Here is an 18,210-nt window from a genome sequence, read left to right as displayed (position 1 = left end):
AGTGGCTAATAGCTATAACTCAACTCATGGCCAATGGGCTTTCCCGCACCTGGCGTTTTGAGTTGCGTCTATGTCGTTGCACGCCGTGCGCCCAAAGATCCTGGGATTTATCAGTGAAGATGTTTCGGCCTGGTGGGTCGCGCTACTGGTATTGCTCGTCGGTGGGATTCTCACCAGCTTGCTGGCCTGGTCGACGCTGAATCTGTTTCACCAGCAATTGCGGCAACGTTTCCAGCTGCTGGCCAGTGAACGTTACAGCCGTATCGAAGAACGTTTCGAAGATCAGGAGCAGCGCCTCGATGGACTGCGCCGGTTCTTTGCCAATTCCGATTCGGTCTCCCGAGCGGAGTTCGACGGTTACACCCAACCTTTACTGCACCGGACTCAGGCGTACTCCTTCGCTGAACGGGTCACGGGTGCCGAACGAGCGGCGATCGAGCGCCGGATGCGTGAGGAAGGTCTGAGCGATTTCACCTTTCGTGAACTCAATGCCGACGGCCAGCTGCAACTGGCGGCAGAGCGGGATGAGTACGTGGTGGTGCTCTTTAGCCAGACCCAAAGCAAACTCGGTTCGCCGCTGGGCTACGACTTGCTGGCCCAACCGCTGCGCCGAGCCACCCTCGAACGCGCCGACCGCCACGGCAGCATGGCGGTGTCGCAACCGATGCATCTGGTCAGCATCGAACCGGCCTATGCGCGGGGCGTGCTGCTGGTCGCACCGGTGATGCTGCGCAACAGCCCAGGCGCAGCAGCGGTCAAACCGTTCGGCTATGTGATGGCGGTGATCAGCATGCGCCAGTTGCTGGCGGACGGCTTGCCGGAAGCGGGGCGTGACTACCTGTCGGTGCGCATCCTCGACTTATCCACAGACGATCAGCACGAAGTCCTTTACGAATCCGCCAACACCCCGGCTACCAGTGACTTGGCCGCGACCCGGCTGCTGCGCCTGGCCGATCACGATTACCAAGTCGACATCCAGCCCAGCGAAGCCTTTCTGCAAGCCAACCATTCGTCGGTGACCAGTCTGGTGGTGCTCGGCGGTTTACTCAGTCTGTTGCTCAGTGCCTTGCTCTATGTGCTGGTCAGTCAGCGCCAGCGGGCGTTGAGGATGGTGGAGCAGCGCACCCAGGAACTGCGTGCACGTGAACAGGAATTGCGCGGCACCCATGGCCAGTTGCGCGGCGTGCTGAATGCCGCGACCCAAGTGGCGATCATCGCCACCGATTTGCGCGGAGTCATCAGCACCTTTAATGCCGGAGCCGAACAGATGCTCGGTTACGCCAGCGCTGAAGTGGTCGGCCACATGACCCTGGAAAACCTGCACCTGCCCCGAGAACTAGTGGCCCGTTCGGCAGAGTTGAGCGCGCGCTATGGCAAGCCGATTCCGACCTGCCAGGCGATGTTGGTCGAAGGTGGCGAGGAGGGCGGCCATGAAGCGCGGGAGTGGACGCTGGTGCGCAGCGATGGCAGCCATCTGGCGGTGAACATGCTGGCCACCCCGGTGCTCGACGAGCAAGGCCTGTGGGTCGGTCACTTGGCAATCTGTATCGACATCACCGAGCGCAAGCGGGTGCACGAGGCGCTGGCGGCACGCGATCTGTTGTTGAAGAAACTCAGCGCTCATGTGCCGGGCGGCATCTACCAGTTCAAGATGGAGTTCGACGGCCGTTTCAGTGTGATCTACGCCAGCGACGGTATCCGCGAGATCTACGAGCTCGAACCGGACGTGCTGTTACTGAATGCCGAAGCGATCTTCACGCGGATTCATCCACAGGACACCACCCGCGTGCGCGCCTCGATCCGCGCCTCGGCGGACACCCTCAGCCCGTGGCGCGAAGAATACCGTGTACAGCTGCCGGTGCGCGGCCTGCGCTGGGTCCGTGGCGAGGCGACACCGGAAGAACTGCCCGGTGGCGGCGTGCTCTGGCATGGCTACATCTCGGACATCTCCGACCTGAAACGGGTGGAAGAGGAGCTGCGCGCACTGTCGATCACCGACTCCCTGACCGGCATTCATAACCGGCGGTATTTCCAGGAGCGCCTGACCACCGAAATGGCCCGGGTCGAGCGCGGTGGCGGCGAGTTGTCGGTGATCATGCTCGACATCGATCACTTCAAACGCATCAACGACCAGCACGGCCACGCGGTGGGTGATCGGGTGCTGCAGGCGGTGTGCGAGCGCATCGGCCATCGGCTGCGGCGCACCGACGTGTTCTGTCGCCTGGGCGGTGAGGAGTTCATGGTGCTCTGCCCGGACATCAACGCCGAGCATGCCCATGTCCTGGCGTTGCAGTTGTGGCAAGCGTTGCGCAGTTCGCCGATCGAGGGCGTCGGGACGGTGACCGCGAGCTTCGGGATTGCCAGTTGGCGCGTTGGAGAGGGTGCAGACGCGCTGTTGCTGCGAGCGGACTCGGGGGTTTATGCGGCGAAGCAGGCGGGACGGGATCGGGTTGAAGGGGAGATGAACTAAAAGTTGGCTGCACGCGATCAAAAATGTGGGAGCGGCGGTGCGACGATTCGACTTGCTCGCGAAGACGGTGGCACATCCAGCATCGATGTAACTGATAGACCGCTTTCGCGAGCAAGCCCGCTCCCACAGTAGTTCCAGGTCGTTCGCAGATTTTGTGTCCACTAGCGATCTAGGTGGGAGCGAGCCTGCTCACGATGGCGGAGTGTCAGACGAAGCTGATGTTGGATGTACCGGCCTCATCGCGAGCAGGCTCGCTTCCACCTTTAATCCAATGCTCTTCAGATCGGCTTACAACACCGAAGCCGTTTCCGGCAGTTTCGGCTGGCGATACAGGTCCAGCAGCACCTGATCCAGCACCGAAGAGGCGCCAAACGGAGCCTTGTCGTTGAGGATCGCCACCACCGCCCAGGTATTGCCGTTGATGTCGCGGCTGAAACCGGCAATCGCTCGCACGGTGTTCAGGGTGCCGGTCTTGACGTGGGCTTCACCGCGCATCGCCGTGGTCTTCAGGCGTTTGCGCATGGTGCCGTCGGTGCCGGCAATCGGCATCGAGCTGATGAACTCGGCCGAGTACGGGCTTCTCCAGGCCGCTTGCAGCATGCCGGCCATTTCACGCGCGCTCACACGTTCGGCACGGGACAGGCCGGAGCCGTTTTCCATCACCAGGTGCGGCGCGGTGATGCCTTTCTTCGCCAGCCACTGACGGACCACGCGCTGGGCGGCCTTGGCGTCGTCGGCGTCGGCGTCGGTGCGGAACCGCTGGCCGAGGCTCAGGAACAGTTGCTGGGCCATGGTGTTGTTACTGTATTTGTTGATGTCGCGGATGATTTCCGCCAGGTCCGGCGAGAACGCCCGCGCCAGCACCTTGGCATCTTTCGGCGTTGGCCCCAGAAGGTCGCGGCCCTGAATACTGCCGCCCAGTTCCTTCCAGATCGCCCGCACGGCGCCAGCGGTGTAGGTCGCGTGGTCGAGCAGCGACAGGTAAGTCTGCGAGCTGCAGCCGTCGCCCAACTGGCCGCCGACGGTCACGGTCACGCTGCCATCGGCTTGCGTCACCGGGTTGTAGCGCACGCCACCGGTGCATTGTTTGGAGTTGATGGCTTTGACCTGGTTTTCAATGCGGATGGTGGCGATCGGCGGTTCGACCGAAATCAGCACCCGCCCGTTGTCGTTGCGCGCGACAAAGCGCAGGGCCTTGAGGTTGACCATCAGCGAGTCGGGTTTGACCAGGAACGGTTTGTTTTCGTCATTGCCATCGTCGTTGAACTCGGGCAATTGCGGTTGTACGAAGAAACCGCGGTCCAGCACCAGGTCGCCGGTGATTTGCGTGACGCCGTTGGCGCGCAGGTCGCGCATCAACAGCCAGAGTTTTTCCATGTTCAGCTTCGGATCGCCGCCACCCTTGAGGTAGAGGTTGCCGTTGAGGATGCCGCCGCTCAGGGTGCCGTCGGTGTAGAACTCGGTTTTCCACTGGTGGTTCGGGCCGAGCATTTCCAGCGCGGCATAGGTGGTCACCAGCTTCATGGTCGAAGCCGGGTTAACCGAGACGTCGGCGTTGAAAATGGTCGGGGTGCCAGGGCCGGTCAACGGGATCATCACCAGCGACAGGGCGTTGTCTTGCAACTTGCTGGCTTTCAGGGCTTTTTCAACGTTGGGCGACAGCGCGGTGTTGATCGGGGCGGCAGAAACAGAGAAGGCCAGCGGGAGCAGGAAACCGGCCAGTAACAATGGACGCAAAGATTTGATCATGTGAAATAAAACCCTACAGCCGAGGGGAAAAAAGACGAGGGCATGAAGATAAATTCCCTCAGTGGTCATGAAAGTGTCGGCATTATGCCCCAAGGTGTAGCGGCGTGTGCCGTGCCCTGGCCTTCTAATCCGCTATTTTTTTACCGACGGTAGGCTGGCCGCCACTGCGGGACGGGCAATTGGCGCCTTAAACTGCTAAAGTGCCGCCCGTTATTACTTATGAGGATTGTTCCAATGGCGACTAACCGTTCCCAGCGTCTGCGCAAAAAACTGTGCGTCGATGAATTTCAAGAGCTGGGTTTCGAACTGAACCTGGATTTCAAAGAAGATTTGGCTGATGAAGCCATTGATGCTTTCCTCGATGCGTTCCTCAAAGAAGCCATGGAAGCCAACGGTCTGGGCTATGTTGGCGGCGACGACTTCGGTCTGGTTTGCCTGCAGAAGCGTGGCTCGGTGTCCGAAGAGCAGCGCGCTGCTGTTGAAGCCTGGCTCAAAGGCCGCAGCGAACTGACCGAAGCAACCGTCAGCCCGCTGATCGACGTCTGGTACCCGGAAAAGCCGATCAATCCGGTAGCTTGATGTTGTAAAAAAACGGCGACCTAAGGGTCGCCGTTTTTTTTTGGATCAAAAGATCGCAGCCTCGTTGCACTCGACAGCTCCTACACAGCTCCTACACAGCTCCTACATCGAAATGCGATCCCCTGTAGGAGCTGTCGAGTGCAACGAGGCTGCGATCTTTTGACCCTAAGCTTTACGCCAATTCAAAATCACCAACGTCAACACCCCCGCCACAATCCCCCAAAACGCCGACCCAATGGAAAACAGCGTCAGCCCTGACGCCGTGACCATAAAGGTGATCAACGCTGCTTCTCGTTCCTTCACTTCATTCATGGCAATGCTCAAGCCGTTGATGATCGAACCGAACAACGCCAACGCCGCAATCGACAGCACCAACTCTTTCGGCAGCGCCGCAAACAACGCCGCCAGCGTCGCGCCGAACACCCCGGCGATCCCGTAGAAAATCCCGCACCAGACCGCCGCCGTGTAGCGCTTGTTGCGATCCTCATGGGCATGCGGCCCGGTGCAAATTGCTGCGCTGATGGCCGCCAGGTTGATCCCGTGGGAACCGAACGGCGCCAGCAGCAGCGAGGCGATGCCGGTGGTGGTGATCAGCGGCGAGGCCGGCACCGTGTAGCCGTCGGCGCGCAGCACGGCGATGCCCGGCATGTTCTGCGACGTCATCGCCACCACGAACAGCGGGATGCCAATGCTGATGGTCGCGGCCAGTGAAAAGTGCGGCGTGGTCCAGACCGGCGTCGCCACTTCGAGGTGGAAACCGCTGAAATCCAGCAACCCCATGAACCCGGACAGCGCCGTGCCGATCAACAGCGCAGCCAGCACCGCGTAACGCGGAGACAGGCGCTTGACCACCAGGTAAGTGAAAAACATCCCCAGCACCAGTGCGGTGCGATGCTGCGCGGCGACGAAAATCTCGCTGCCGATCTTGAACAGAATCCCCGCCAGCAACGCGGCGGCCAATGAGGCCGGGATCTTTTTCACCAGGCGTTCGAAGCTGCCAGTCAGCCCACAAATCGTCACCAGCACCGCGCACGTGATGTAGGCGCCGATGGCTTCGCCGTAAGACACGCCGCCCAGGCTGGTGATCAGCAGTGCCGCGCCGGGCGTCGACCAGGCAATCGTGATCGGGGTGCGATAGCGCAGGGACAGGCCGATCGAGCACACCGCCATGCCAATCGAGATCGCCCAGATCCACGACGAAATCTGCCCACTGGTCAGGCCCGCCGCTTGCCCGGCCTGGAACATCAGCACCAGGGAGCTGGTGTAGCCGGTCATCATGGCGATGAACCCGGCGACGATGGCCGAAGGTGACGTGTCGGCCAGAGGGCGGAGCTGCGTGTGCGTGGCGTCGTTCATGACAGCGGTGTTCCTTATTACGTATGAAGATGTCCCGTAGGAGCTGTCGAGTGAAACGAGGCTGCGATCTTTATTCAAGATCAAAAGATCGCAGCCTCGTTTCACTCGACAGCTCCTACGGGATTCTGTGATCAAGCCTAAACTCAAACGTAAGGGATCGTTGCGATACAGCAGAAGCGACAAACAGCCGTACAGTCGTGTTGCCACCGTCCATTGTGTACAATCGCAGTGTTTTTTACGCGATACTTGCCAGCGACCCACTGTGCCGTATTACAGTCACGGTCTATTCGCCGCAGTTCTCCCGACTCGAGTGCCCATGAACGAACAGTTGCAACCCCTAAAAAAACAGCCGCGAGCAGGCAAAGCCGGCCGCAGCGGTACCCAGGACGATATTGTCTACGCGCATATCTTCGAGGCCATCCTCGAACAGCGTCTGGCGCCCGGCACCAAGTTGAGCGAAGAAGCGCTGGGGGAAATTTTCGGGGTCAGCCGCACCATCATTCGCCGCGCGCTGTCTCGCCTGGCCCATGAAGGCGTGGTGTTGCTGCGACCCAACCGTGGCGCCGTCGTCGCCAGCCCGAGTGTCGAAGAGGCCCGCCAGGTGTTCCTCGCGCGGCGTCTGGTGGAGCGGGCGATCACAGAATTGGCGGTGCAGCACGCCACCGCCGAGCAGATTGCCGAGTTGCGGCAGATGGTCAACGACGAACGCGACAGCTTCTCCCGTGGCGATCGCGGTGCCGGTATCCGCCTGTCGGGCGAGTTCCACCTGAAACTGGCCGAAGCGGCGAAGAATGCGCCGCTGATCAGCTTCCAGCGCAGCCTGGTGTCCCAGACTTCGTTGATCATCGCGCAGTACGAAAGCGGCAACCGTTCCCATTGTTCCTATGACGAACACACCCAACTGATCGATGCGATCGAAGCGCGTAACGGTGAGCTGGCGGTGGACCTGATGATGCACCACATGGATCACATCGACAGCAAACTCAACCTCGACGAAGAAAGCGCGTCGGATGATTTGCATGCGGTGTTCTCGCATTTGTTGCAGACCAAAAAGCCAGGGCGCTCGACCGCCAAGCTTTGACGGCAAAAGATCGCAGCCTCGTTGCACTCGACAGCTCCTACAGGATACGAATTCCACTGTAGGAGCTGTGTAGGAGCTGTCGAGTGCAACGAGGCTGCGATCTTTTGATCTTTCTCCAAGGCCCAAAAAAAATCCCCCGAGCCGAAAAGCCACGGGGGATTTTTTATGCCCGAAACCTTACCGCTGATGCACCTGATTCCCCGCCGCATACGTCTGCAGAACAGTCCGGTCATCCCCCAGCGTCATCAACACAAACAGCGTCTCGGCAATGTTCAAGGCCTGCTTCAAGCGATAACCGAGCAGCGGCGTCGCGTTGTAATCCAGCACCAAAAAGTCCGCGTCAGTGCCTGGATGCAAGGTGCCGATCTTGTCCTCCAGTCGCAACGCACGCGCACCCCCCAGCGTGGCCAGGTACAGCGACTTGAACGGGCTCAAACGCGCACCTTGCAGCTGCATGACCTTGTACGCTTCGTTCAACGTTTGCAGGAGCGAGAAACTGGTGCCGCCCCCCACATCGGTGCCGAGGCCGACATTCAGTTTGTGCTTCTCGGCCATCGGCAGATTGAACAAGCCGCTGCCGAGGAAGAAGTTCGAGGTCGGGCAGAAGGCGATCGCCGAACCGGTTTCCGCCAGCCGCGCGCACTCGTCGTCGCACAGGTGCACGCCGTGGGCGAACACCGAGCGTTCGCCCAGCAGTTGGTAATGATCGTAGACGTCGAGGTAACCCTTGCGCTCCGGGAACAGTTCCTTGACCCACTCGACTTCCTTGAGGTTTTCGCTGATGTGGGTCTGCATGTACAGGTCGGGATATTCACTCAACAACTGGCCGGCGAGGGTCAGTTGCTCCGGGGTGCTGGTCGGGGCAAATCGCGGGGTGACCGCGTAGTGCAAGCGGCCCTTGCCGTGCCAGCGCTCGATCAGCGCCTTGCTTTCGACGTAGCTGGATTCGGCGGTGTCGGTCAGGTAATCCGGCGCGTTGCGGTCCATCATCACCTTGCCGGCGATCATCCGCAGGTCGAGCTGCTCGGCGGCTTCGAAGAATGAGTTCACCGATTGCGGATGGACACTGCCGAACACCAGTGCGGTGGTGGTGCCGTTGCGCAGCAGTTCCTTGATGAAGATGTCCGCGACTTCGTCGGCGTGATCCTTGTCGGCAAATTGGCTTTCGCACGGGAAGGTGTAGGTGTTGAGCCAGTCCAGCAGTTGCTCGCCGTAAGCGCCGACCATGCCGGTTTGCGGCAGGTGGATGTGGGTGTCGATGAAGCCTGGAGTGATCAGCGCATTTTGATAATGAGTGATCTCGATGTCGGCCGGCAGGGTCGGCAGCAGTTCGCTGGCGTGGCCGAGGGCGCTGATCTTGCCGTTATCGACCACCAGCAGGCCGTCCTCGAAATACTCGTACGAGGCTTCGATGCCCACTTCGGCGGGGTCGGCGATGCTGTGGAGGATGGCGGCGCGGTAGGCTTTGCGTGTCAGAGGCATGTGAGTTCTCAATGAGTCGCTTGGCTGCGGCGAGAAGCAGGCAGCAGTTTGGCGATCGATGATCCGGCGCTGGCAGTTTGCTGGCCGAAATTCGCGTTATAGGTGGCGATGATTTCGCCGGCGATGGAGATGGCGATTTCCACAGGCAACTTGCCTTTGACTTCGCCGATGCCCATCGGGCAGCGCATGCGTTGCAGCACGGCGCTGTCGAAACCACGATCACGCAGGCGATGTTCGAACTTCACCCGTTTGGTCTTCGAACCGATCAGGCCAAAGTAGGTGAAGTCGTTGCGCTTGAGGATCGCGGCGCTGAGTTCGAGGTCGAGCTGGTGGTTGTGGGTCATGACGATGCAGTAGCTGCCGGCGGGCAGGTCGTCGATTTCGTCCACCGGTTCTTCGCTGACGATCTTGCGCACGCCATGGGGGATCTGTTCCGGGAACTCCGCGTCCCGTGAGTCGATCCAGCGCACCCGGCAGGGCAGGCTGGCGAGCAGCGGCACCAACGCGCGACCGACATGGCCGGCGCCGAACACGGCGATTTGCGCCTGGAGCTGGCCCATCGGTTCGAACAGCAGCACGGTCACGCCACCGCAGCATTGGCCCAGGCTGGCGCCGAGGCTGAAGCGCTCCAGATGGGTGCTCTGTTTGCCGCTGGCGAGCATTTCGCGACCGATCTGCATGGCTTTGTATTCCAGATGCCCGCCACCGATGGTGTCGAAGGTCTGGGTGGCGCTGATGACCATTTTCGAACCGGCGTTGCGCGGCGTCGAGCCGAGCTCTTCGATGATGGTCACCAACACGCAGGGTTCACCCTGGGATTGCAGGTCGGCGAGGGCGTCGATCCAGTTGTACATAATTTCACCTCGACAGCTTTGTTGTCTGTTCGGGCCCCATCGCTAGCAGGCTAGCTCCCACCGTGTTTTGTGGTGTCCACAGAATCCGCATTCAACACAAATCCTGTGGGAGCTAGCCTGCTAGCGATTGGCCGCGCCTCGGTCCTTAAAGCGAAGCCAACTCCGGCTCTGCCTCGACAGCTTTCGCCACCTTCAACTGGCGCATCTGCTCACACCCCCACAACACCCGCTCCGGCGTCGCCGGTGCGTCGATGTTCGGTTGATGCCGGTAGTCGCCCAAACTCGCCACGGCGTCCTTGATCGCACACCACGCCGCAATACCGAGCATGAACGGCGGTTCGCCCACGGCTTTGGAATGGAACACCGTGTCTTCAGGGTTCTTGCGGTTTTCCACCAGCTTTACCCGCAGGTCCAGCGGCATGTCCGCCACCGCCGGGATCTTGTAGCTGGCCGGGCCGTTGGTCATCAGCTTGCCCTTGTTGTTCCACACCAGTTCTTCCATGGTCAGCCAGCCCATGCCCTGGATGAAACCGCCCTCGACCTGACCGATGTCGATGGCCGGGTTCAGCGAGGCGCCGACGTCATGCAGGATGTCGGTACGGAGCATTTTGTACTCGCCGGTCAAGGTGTCGATGATCACCTCGCAGCAGGCCGCACCGAAGGCGTAGTAGTAGAACGGCCGACCCCGCGCCTGGCTGCGGTCGTAGAAGATTTTCGGGGTCTTGTAGAACCCGGTGCTCGACAGCGACACCTGGGCGAAATACGCCTGTTGGATCAGCGTTTCGAAGGTCAGGATGTGGTCACGAACCCGCACGTGGCCGTTGTGGAATTCGACGTCTTCTTCGCTGACTTTGTATTGCCGCGCCGCGAATTCCACCAGGCGTTTCTTGATGATTTCCGCGGCGTTCTGCGCGGCTTTACCATTGAGGTCGGCGCCACTGGACGCGGCCGTCGGCGAGGTGTTCGGGACCTTGTCGGTGTTGGTCGCGGTGATCTGCACGCGGTCCATTTCCACCTGGAACACTTCGGCCACGACCTGCGCGACTTTGGTGTTCAAGCCCTGGCCCATTTCGGTACCGCCGTGGTTCAGGTGGATGCTGCCGTCGGTGTAGACATGCACCAGCGCACCGGCCTGGTTGAGGAAGCTGGCGGTGAAGGAAATACCGAATTTCACCGGCGTCAGCGCCAGGCCTTTTTTCAGGACCGGGCTGTTGGCGTTGTAGCGGCGGATCGCTTCGCGACGCTCGGCGTACTGGCTGCTTTCTTCCAGTTCGGCGGTCATTTCCTCGAGCATGTTGTGCTCGACGGTCTGGTAGTAATGGGTGACGTTGCGCTCGGTCTTGCCGTAGTAGTTGGCCTTGCGCACCGCCAGCGGATCGAGGGCCAGATGGCGGGCGATGGCGTCCATCACTTCTTCGATGGCGACCATCCCTTGCGGGCCGCCGAAGCCACGGTAAGCGGTGTTCGAGGCGGTGTTGGTCTTGCAGCGATGACCGTTAATGGTCGCGTCGCCCAGGTAGTAGGAGTTGTCGGCGTGGAACATCGCACGGTCGACAATCGATGCCGACAAGTCCGGCGAGCAACCGCAGTTACCGGCCAGATCCAGAGCGATGCCGTGCAGGCGGCCAGTGCTGTCGAAGCCGACGTCGTACTCGACGTAGAACGGGTGACGCTTGCCGGTCATCAGCATGTCTTCGACGCGCGGCAGGCGCATTTTGGTCGGTTGGCCGGTGAGGTGCGCGATCACTGCGCACAGGCACGCCGGGCTCGCGGCCTGGGTTTCCTTGCCGCCGAAACCACCGCCCATGCGGCGCATGTCGACGACGATTTTGTTCATCGATACATCCAGAACCTCAGCGACCAATTTCTGCACTTCAGTCGGGTTCTGCGTAGAGCAGTAAACGATCATCCCGCCGTCTTCGGTCGGCATCACCGAAGAGATCTGGGTTTCCAGATAGAAGTGTTCCTGGCCACCGATGTGCAGCGTGCCTTGAATGCGATGTTCAGCGGTGGCCAGAGCACCGGCCGAATCGCCGCGCTGATGCGTATGACTGTCGAGCACAAAGTGGCGTTTGCGCAGGGCTTCAACCACGTCCAGAACCGGTTCGAGATCTTCGTATTCGATGATCGCGGCCATCGCCGCTTTACGCGCGGTTTCCAGGTCTTTTGCGGCGACCGCGAGCACCACTTGACCGACGAATTGCACATCATTGATGGCCAGCAGCGGATCACCCGGCAGCAACGGGCCGATGTCTTTCAGGCCCGGCACGTCTTTGTGCGTGATGGCGATGCGTACGCCTTCGAAAGCGTAGCAAGGCTGGGTGTCGATGCTGATGATTTTCGCGTGGGCGCGGTCTGACAGGCGTGCATAAACATGCAGCTGATTGGGGAATTCCAGCCGATCATCGATGTACTGCGCTTCACCGGACACGTGCTTGGCGGCGCTGTCGTGCTTGACGCTGCGACCGACACCGGTGGTCAGGTCCTTGGCAAACAGTTCAGCCAGTTCGGCCTGGGTCTTCTCTACGGCGTGATGATTAGACATAAGCGGTCACCCGAGTCTCGATGTGCGGTGTTTGCAGTTCGATGAAGTATTTGCGCAGCAGGTTCTGCGCGCTGAGCAGGCGATATTCCTTGCTGGCGCGGAAGTCCGAGAGCGGCGTGAAATCTTCGGCCAGTGCGGCGCAGGCGCGTTCGACGGTGGCGTGGTTGAACGGCGCGCCGAGCAGGGCGGTTTCGCAGTTTTTTGCGCGTTTCGGGATGGCCGCCATGCCGCCGAAGGCGACCCGGGCGTCGGCGATCGCACCGTTGTCGATGCGCAGGTTGAACGCGGCGCAGACCGCGGAAATGTCATCGTCCAGACGCTTGGACACCTTATAGGCGCGGAACAATTGTTCGGCGCTGGCACGCGGTACGATGATCTTCTCGATGAACTCGCTTACCTGGCGCGCGGTGACCCGGTAATCGATGAAGTAATCTTCGAGGGCCAGGGTGCGGCGGGTCTCGCCTTTGCACAGGACAATCTGCGCGCCCAGGGCAATCAGCAGCGGTGGCGAGTCACCAATCGGCGAGGCGTTGCCGATGTTGCCGCCGAGGGTGCCCTGGTTGCGGATCTGCAAGGACGCAAAGCGTTGCAGCAATTCGCCGAAGTCCGGGTATTCGCTTTTCAGTGCTTCGTAGCAATCGGAGAGGGCGGTCGCGGCGCCGATTTCCAAGCGATCGTCGAAACGCTCGATGCGCTTCATCTCAGCGACGTTGCCGACGTAAATCATCACCGGCAGGGTGCGGTGGAACTGCGTGACTTCCAGCGCCAGATCGGTACCGCCGGCCAGCAGCCGCGCCTGTGGATAAGCGTCGTAGAGGTCAGCCAGATCGGCCACGGTCAGCGGCACCAGGCAGCGCTTGTCGCCACTGTTGAGTTCGCCGATATCGGTAGGGGCGATGGCTTTCAGGCGGGCGATGGTGTCGGCTTCACGGGCATCGAACTGGTCCGGTTGCTTGCCGCAGCAGGACTGCTCGGCGGCTTCCAGGATCGGCCGATAGCCGGTGCAACGGCAGAGGTTGCCGGCCAGCGCTTCGTGGGCTTTGTGCGAGTCCGGTTGATCGCTGTTCTTTTGCAGGGCAAACAGCGACATGACGAAGCCCGGTGTGCAGAAGCCGCATTGCGAGCCGTGGCACTCGACCATGGCTTTTTGCACGCTGTGCAGTTGGCCCTGATGCTTGAGGTCTTCGACGCTGATCAATTGTTTGCCGTGCAGCGACGAAACGAACGTCAGGCACGAGTTGAGGCTGCGATAGCGAATGTGTTCGCGGCCATCGTCATCCGTTTGCAGCTCGCCGACCACCACGGTGCAGGCACCACAGTCACCGCTGGCGCAGCCTTCTTTGGTGCCGGGTTTGCCCACATGGTCGCGCAGGTAATTGAGCACGGTCAGGTTTGGGTCCAGGGCGTGCTCGCTACGGAGTTCCTGGTTAAGTAAAAACTGGATCACGGAAGGCCTCGCAGACTCATTATTGTTGTTAACCGACTTGAACCGAATTTATCAGGTCTGACTTTCCGGTCAATGATTTTCTGACTTAAAGGTCAGGAAATAGCATTTTGTCGATCAACGACTCGTTCCTTCATTATTGACCCTCTCGGGATAGCCTGCTTTTTGCTTGAATCGTGCCAAAAACCGCCGAGTGGGCACTCCGCCCTGGCGTATCAATTGCGCTACACTGCGCCGCTTGTGCAGATCGAAGAGTTTGAAGGACAACCATGACGTTCAAGGCGCCGGACAGCCTCGCCGAGCAAATCGCTCACCACCTCGCCGAACGTATCATTCGCGGCGAAATGAAGCCGGGAGAGCGCATCCAGGAACAGAAGGTCACGCTGGCCCTCAATGTCAGCCGCGGTTCGGTCCGCGAGGCCTTGCTGATTCTCGAGCGCCGCCACCTGATCGCTATCCTGCCGCGACGGGGCGCCCACGTGACCGAACTCACCGCGCACAAGGTGCAGAGCCTGTGCACGTTGATGAGCGAGCTCTATATCTTGCTCGGCAACGCCGTGGCCACGGGCTGGCAAGTCCAGGCCGACCTGGCGCCGTTCGTGCAGATTCAGCAGCGCCTCACCGCCAGCTATGAGCGCCAGGACATCCGTACGTTTGTCGACGACAGCTTCAGTGTGATGCGCGCCGCGTACCCGTTCGCCAACAATCCGTACTTGCAGGAAACCGTCGAGAACCTGCAACCGGCCATGAGCCGCGCGTATTTCCTCGCCCTGGAACAGCGCAAGGCCTCGATGAGCGAGTTCCTGGAGTTGTTCGAACGCCTGCTCGCCGCCGTGATCGCCCGTGACTTTCCGCAGATCCGCGAGGTGCTGACGGCGTATGCCCAGCGCAGTAGCGATCTGGTGGTTTCCGCCCTGACGGACGCTTAAGCGTGCGGCTCAAGTGCATCAAGCTCGCGGGGTTCAAATCCTTCGTCGACCCGACCACGGTGAACTTCCCCAGTAACATGGCGGCCGTGGTCGGGCCCAACGGCTGCGGCAAGTCGAACATTATCGACGCCGTACGCTGGGTGATGGGCGAGAGTTCGGCGAAGAACTTGCGTGGCGAGTCGATGACCGACGTCATCTTCAACGGCTCGACCAGTCGTAAACCGGTGAGCCAGGCGAGCATCGAGCTGGTGTTCGATAACTCCGACGGCACGCTGGTCGGCGAATACGCCGCGTATGCGGAAATTTCCATTCGCCGCAAAGTGACCCGCGACAGCCAGAACAGCTACTTCCTCAACGGCACCAAATGCCGCCGTCGAGACATCACCGACATCTTCCTCGGCACAGGCCTCGGCCCGCGCAGCTACTCGATCATCGAGCAGGGGATGATCTCCAAGCTGATCGAAGCCAAGCCCGAAGATTTGCGCAACTTCATCGAAGAAGCGGCCGGCATCTCCAAGTACAAGGAGCGCCGGCGCGAGACCGAAAACCGCATTCGCCGCACCCACGAAAACCTCGCCCGCCTGACCGACCTGCGCGAAGAGCTGGAGCGTCAGCTCGAACGCTTGCACCGCCAGGCCGAAGCCGCGAAAAAGTACCAGGAATACAAGGGCGAAGAGCGCCAGCTCAAGGCTCAACTGTCGGCCCTGCGCTGGCAGGCGTTGAACGAACAGGTCGGCCAGCGCGAAGCGATCATCGGCAACCAGGAAATCACCTTTGAAGCGCTAGTGGCCGAGCAACGCAATGCCGACGCGAGCATCGAACGCTTTCGTGACGGGCACCACGACCTGTCCGAGCGCTTCAATCTGGTGCAGGCGCGCTTCTATTCGGTCGGCGGCGACATCGCCCGGGTCGAGCAGAGCATCCAGCACGGTCAGCAGCGTTTGCGTCAGTTGCAGGATGATTTGAAGGAAGCCGAGCGCGCGCGCCTGGAAACCGAGTCGCACCTGGGCCACGACCGCACGTTGCTGCTGACCCTCGGCGAAGAGCTGGACATGCTCACGCCGGAACAGGAAGTCACCAGCGCCGCCGCCGAAGAAGCGGCCGCCGCGTTGGAAGAATCCGAAACCACCATGCATGCCTGGCAGGAGCAGTGGGACACGTTCAACCTGACCGCCGCCGAGCCGCGTCGCCAATCCGAGGTGCAGCAATCGCGGATACAGCAGCTGGAAACCAGCATGGAACGTTTGGCTGATCGGCAGAAGCGTCTTGGTGAAGAACGCGCGCTGCTGTCGGCGGACCCGGAAGACGCGGCGATCATGGAGCTCAACGAGCAACTGGCCGCGTCCGAGGCCACCCTCGAAGATTTGCAGGCCAGCGAAGAAGCGCAGGTCGAGCGCCTTGAGCAACTGCGTCAGGAATTGCAGCAAGCGCTGCAAAACCAGCAGCAGGCGCAGGGCGATTTGCAGCGGCTCAACGGGCGACTGGCGTCGTTGGAAGCCTTGCAGCAAGCGGCGCTCGATCCCGGCACCGGCACCGCCGAATGGCTGCGTGAGCAAAACCTGGCCGACCGCCCGCGTCTGGCCGAAGGCCTGAAGGTAGAGGCCGGTTGGGAGTTGGCGGTGGAAACCGTGCTCGGCGCCGACCTGCAAGCGGTATTGGTGGACGACTTCGGCGAGTTCGATCTGGCCGGGTTTGCCCAGGGCGATCTGCGCCTGCTCAGCCCGGCCAGCGATGGCGTGCGCATGCCCGGCAGCTTGCTCGACAAGGTCGAGGCGCAGATTGATCTGTCGCCGTGGCTGGGCCAGGTCAAGCCGGTGGAAAGTCTCGAACAGGCCTTGGCGCTACGTGCTCAGTTGAGCGTCGGCCAAAGCCTGATCAGCCGCGACGGTTACTGGGTCGGTCGACACTTTCTGCGCGTGCGCCGGGCCAGCGAAGCGGAAAGCGGTGTGCTCGCCCGGGGTCAGGAAATCCAGCGTCTGGGCCAGGAACGCGAAGAGCGCGAAGCCACCGTCGAAACCCTGGAAACCAAACTTCAAACGCTGAGGGCGCAGCAGCGTCAGCAGGAAAACGGTCGCGAACATTTGCGCCGTCTGCTGCAAGACGAAGCGCGTCAGCAAGGTGAACTGAAAGCCCAGTTGTCCGCCGGCAAAGCCAAGGCTGAGCAACTGACCTTGCGGCGTACCCGGCTGGACGAAGAGCTCGCCGAGTTGGCTGAGCAGCGTGCGCTGGAGCACGAAAACATTGGTGAGGCGCGCCTGCAATTGCAGGAAGCCCTCGACAGCATGGCGCTCGACACCGAGCAGCGCGAGTTGCTGCTGGCCCAGCGCGACAGCCTGCGCGAGCGACTTGATCGCGTGCGTCAGGAAGCTCGTCAGCACAAGGATCACGCTCATCAGTTGGCGGTTCGCCTGGGTTCGCTCAAGGCGCAACATGACTCGACGCGTCAGGCGCTGGAACGTCTGGAGATGCAGTCCGAGCGCCTGACCGAGAAGCGCGAACAGCTCAGCCTCAATCTGGAGGAGGGCGAGGCACCGCTGGAAGAGCTGCGCCTCAAACTTGAAGAATTGCTCGACAAACGCATGAGCGTCGACGAAGAACTCAGGACCGCGCAGATCGCCCTGGAAGACGCTGACCGCGAACTGCGCGAGGCTGAAAAACGTCGCAGCCAGGCCGAGCAGCAATCGCAATTGATTCGTGGCCAGCTCGAAACCCAGCGCATGGAATGGCAAGCCCTCAACGTGCGGCGCAAGACCTTGCAGGATCAGTTGCTCGAGGACGGCTACGACCTCCACGGCGTGCTGGCAACCCTGACCACCGAGGCCAACGAGAAAGAGGCCGAGGAAGAACTCGAACGCATCGCGGCGCGTATCCAGCGTCTCGGTGCGATCAACCTGGCGGCCATCGACGAATACCAGCAACAATCCGAGCGTAAACGTTATCTGGATGCGCAGAACGACGATTTGGTCGAAGCGCTGGACACCCTTGAGAACGTGATTCGCAAGATCGACAAGGAAACCCGAAACCGCTTCAAAGATACCTTTGATCAGATCAATGCCGGAATTCAGGCACTTTTCCCAAAAGTTTTCGGTGGAGGCAGCGCGTATTTGGAACTGACGGGCGAAGATCTACTCGATACAGGGGTAACGATCATGGCGCGACCGCCAGGAAAGAAGAACAGCACCATCCATTTGCTCTCCGGTGGCGAAAAAGCCCTGACCGCATTGGCCTTGGTTTTTGCCATCTTCAAGTTGAATCCGGCGCCGTTCTGCATGCTCGATGAAGTTGATGCACCTTTGGATGACGCTAACGTTGGACGCTACGCACGGCTGGTAAAAGAGATGTCGCAGACGGTGCAGTTCATCTACATCACCCACAACAAGATCGCCATGGAAATGGCCGATCAGCTGATGGGGGTGACGATGCATGAACCGGGTTGCTCGCGACTGGTAGCCGTAGATGTCGAGGAGGCGATGGCGATGGTGGACGCCTGAGTCCTGGCCTTGTAGGACAATGTGCGAGAGGTATTGGTGAGCAGTCAGGCGAATTATCGGCCGCTACTTGCTGGCCAATCGACATAATCGCTCAAGCCATTGTGACAGACGGTGTAAAGTTACCTTTGGTCGTGCTAGTTTAATGTCAATTTTTCGTATACGTGGGCAAAACGCCTGTCAGAACATAGAGTTGGCGCCACGTTTTAAAGCGGTTTGCGAGTTGTAAACCC

11 protein-coding genes are annotated in these 18,210 nt (G+C 60.6%); 5 read left to right on the top strand and 6 right to left on the bottom strand.

Features of this window, described 5'->3' with window-relative positions:
- The first annotated feature begins 70 nt into the window (after positions 1–70).
- The gene (locus ACIPL2_RS05555) at positions 71–2,470 is read left to right on the top strand and encodes a diguanylate cyclase (RefSeq protein WP_401353748.1); all 2,400 of its coding nucleotides are present in this window, start codon (positions 71–73) and stop codon (positions 2,468–2,470) included.
- Positions 2,471–2,758: 288 nt separating this feature from the next.
- Here the strand turns inward: ACIPL2_RS05555 and dacB are convergent, their stop codons facing one another.
- Complete coding sequence (dacB, locus tag ACIPL2_RS05550; protein WP_401353746.1) at positions 2,759–4,219, bottom strand: D-alanyl-D-alanine carboxypeptidase/D-alanyl-D-alanine-endopeptidase; 1,461 nt, start codon at positions 4,217–4,219, stop codon at positions 2,759–2,761.
- A 234-nt stretch (positions 4,220–4,453) separates the two neighbouring features.
- On the opposite strand from dacB, the gene ACIPL2_RS05545 reads away from it, so the two are divergent.
- A complete protein-coding gene (locus ACIPL2_RS05545; protein WP_007896965.1) occupies positions 4,454–4,798 on the top strand; it encodes a YggL family protein in 345 nt (114 codons plus the stop codon).
- Positions 4,799–4,963: 165 nt separating this feature from the next.
- On the opposite strand, the gene ACIPL2_RS05540 is transcribed toward ACIPL2_RS05545, so the two are convergent.
- Complete coding sequence (locus tag ACIPL2_RS05540) at positions 4,964–6,154, bottom strand: benzoate/H(+) symporter BenE family transporter (RefSeq protein ID WP_401353745.1); 1,191 nt, start codon at positions 6,152–6,154, stop codon at positions 4,964–4,966.
- A 316-nt stretch (positions 6,155–6,470) separates the two neighbouring features.
- On the opposite strand from ACIPL2_RS05540, the gene ACIPL2_RS05535 reads away from it, so the two are divergent.
- The gene (locus ACIPL2_RS05535; RefSeq protein WP_054054029.1) at positions 6,471–7,235 is read left to right on the top strand and encodes a GntR family transcriptional regulator; all 765 of its coding nucleotides are present in this window, start codon (positions 6,471–6,473) and stop codon (positions 7,233–7,235) included.
- 177 nt (positions 7,236–7,412) lie between these two features.
- On the opposite strand, the gene guaD is transcribed toward ACIPL2_RS05535, so the two are convergent.
- The 4 genes from guaD to xdhA all read right to left on the bottom strand — a co-directional run bounded on the left by guaD (position 7,413) and on the right by xdhA (position 13,563).
- A complete protein-coding gene (gene guaD / locus ACIPL2_RS05530) occupies positions 7,413–8,717 on the bottom strand; it encodes a guanine deaminase (protein WP_401353743.1) in 1,305 nt (434 codons plus the stop codon).
- A gap of 8 nt (positions 8,718–8,725) precedes the next feature.
- Positions 8,726–9,571, bottom strand: a complete 846-nt coding sequence (xdhC, locus tag ACIPL2_RS05525) for a xanthine dehydrogenase accessory protein XdhC (protein ID WP_401353741.1) — start codon at positions 9,569–9,571, stop codon at positions 8,726–8,728.
- 145 nt (positions 9,572–9,716) lie between these two features.
- Positions 9,717–12,116 carry a xanthine dehydrogenase molybdopterin binding subunit gene (gene xdhB / locus ACIPL2_RS05520; RefSeq protein WP_401353739.1) on the bottom strand — a complete coding sequence of 800 codons (2,400 nt, stop codon included), beginning with the start codon at positions 12,114–12,116 and terminating at the stop codon, positions 9,717–9,719.
- Positions 12,109–13,563 (bottom strand): xanthine dehydrogenase small subunit, encoded by a 1,455-nt coding sequence (xdhA, locus tag ACIPL2_RS05515; protein ID WP_401353737.1) that lies wholly within the window; start codon positions 13,561–13,563, stop codon positions 12,109–12,111. The genes xdhB and xdhA overlap by 8 nt, the downstream gene beginning before the upstream one ends.
- Positions 13,564–13,829: 266 nt before the next feature.
- On the opposite strand from xdhA, the gene ACIPL2_RS05510 reads away from it, so the two are divergent.
- Complete coding sequence (locus tag ACIPL2_RS05510; protein ID WP_401353735.1) at positions 13,830–14,489, top strand: GntR family transcriptional regulator; 660 nt, start codon at positions 13,830–13,832, stop codon at positions 14,487–14,489.
- 2 nt (positions 14,490–14,491) lie between these two features.
- Positions 14,492–17,980 (top strand): chromosome segregation protein SMC, encoded by a 3,489-nt coding sequence (smc, locus tag ACIPL2_RS05505; protein ID WP_401353733.1) that lies wholly within the window; start codon positions 14,492–14,494, stop codon positions 17,978–17,980.
- The last annotated feature ends 230 nt before the right edge of the window (positions 17,981–18,210 follow it).

Origin of the sequence: Pseudomonas sp. NPDC086251 (assembly GCF_044746405.1) — a bacterium.
GTDB lineage: Bacteria > Pseudomonadota > Gammaproteobacteria > Pseudomonadales > Pseudomonadaceae > Aquipseudomonas.
The sequence above is the reverse complement of the archived record's forward strand: the minus strand, read 5'-3'. Positions and strand labels throughout refer to the sequence as shown.

Coding starts and splice junctions, on each gene's coding strand:
- ACIPL2_RS05555 (WP_401353748.1), top strand. CDS start 71: ATGTCGTTGCACGCCGTGCGCCCAAAGATCCTGGGATTTATCAGTGAA.
- ACIPL2_RS05540 (WP_401353745.1), bottom strand. CDS start 6,154: ATGAACGACGCCACGCACACGCAGCTCCGCCCTCTGGCCGACACGTCA.
- ACIPL2_RS05510 (WP_401353735.1), top strand. CDS start 13,830: ATGACGTTCAAGGCGCCGGACAGCCTCGCCGAGCAAATCGCTCACCAC.
- ACIPL2_RS05545 (WP_007896965.1), top strand. CDS start 4,454: ATGGCGACTAACCGTTCCCAGCGTCTGCGCAAAAAACTGTGCGTCGAT.
- xdhB (WP_401353739.1), bottom strand. CDS start 12,116: ATGTCTAATCATCACGCCGTAGAGAAGACCCAGGCCGAACTGGCTGAA.
- guaD (WP_401353743.1), bottom strand. CDS start 8,717: ATGCCTCTGACACGCAAAGCCTACCGCGCCGCCATCCTCCACAGCATC.
- dacB (WP_401353746.1), bottom strand. CDS start 4,219: ATGATCAAATCTTTGCGTCCATTGTTACTGGCCGGTTTCCTGCTCCCG.
- ACIPL2_RS05535 (WP_054054029.1), top strand. CDS start 6,471: ATGAACGAACAGTTGCAACCCCTAAAAAAACAGCCGCGAGCAGGCAAA.
- xdhC (WP_401353741.1), bottom strand. CDS start 9,571: ATGTACAACTGGATCGACGCCCTCGCCGACCTGCAATCCCAGGGTGAA.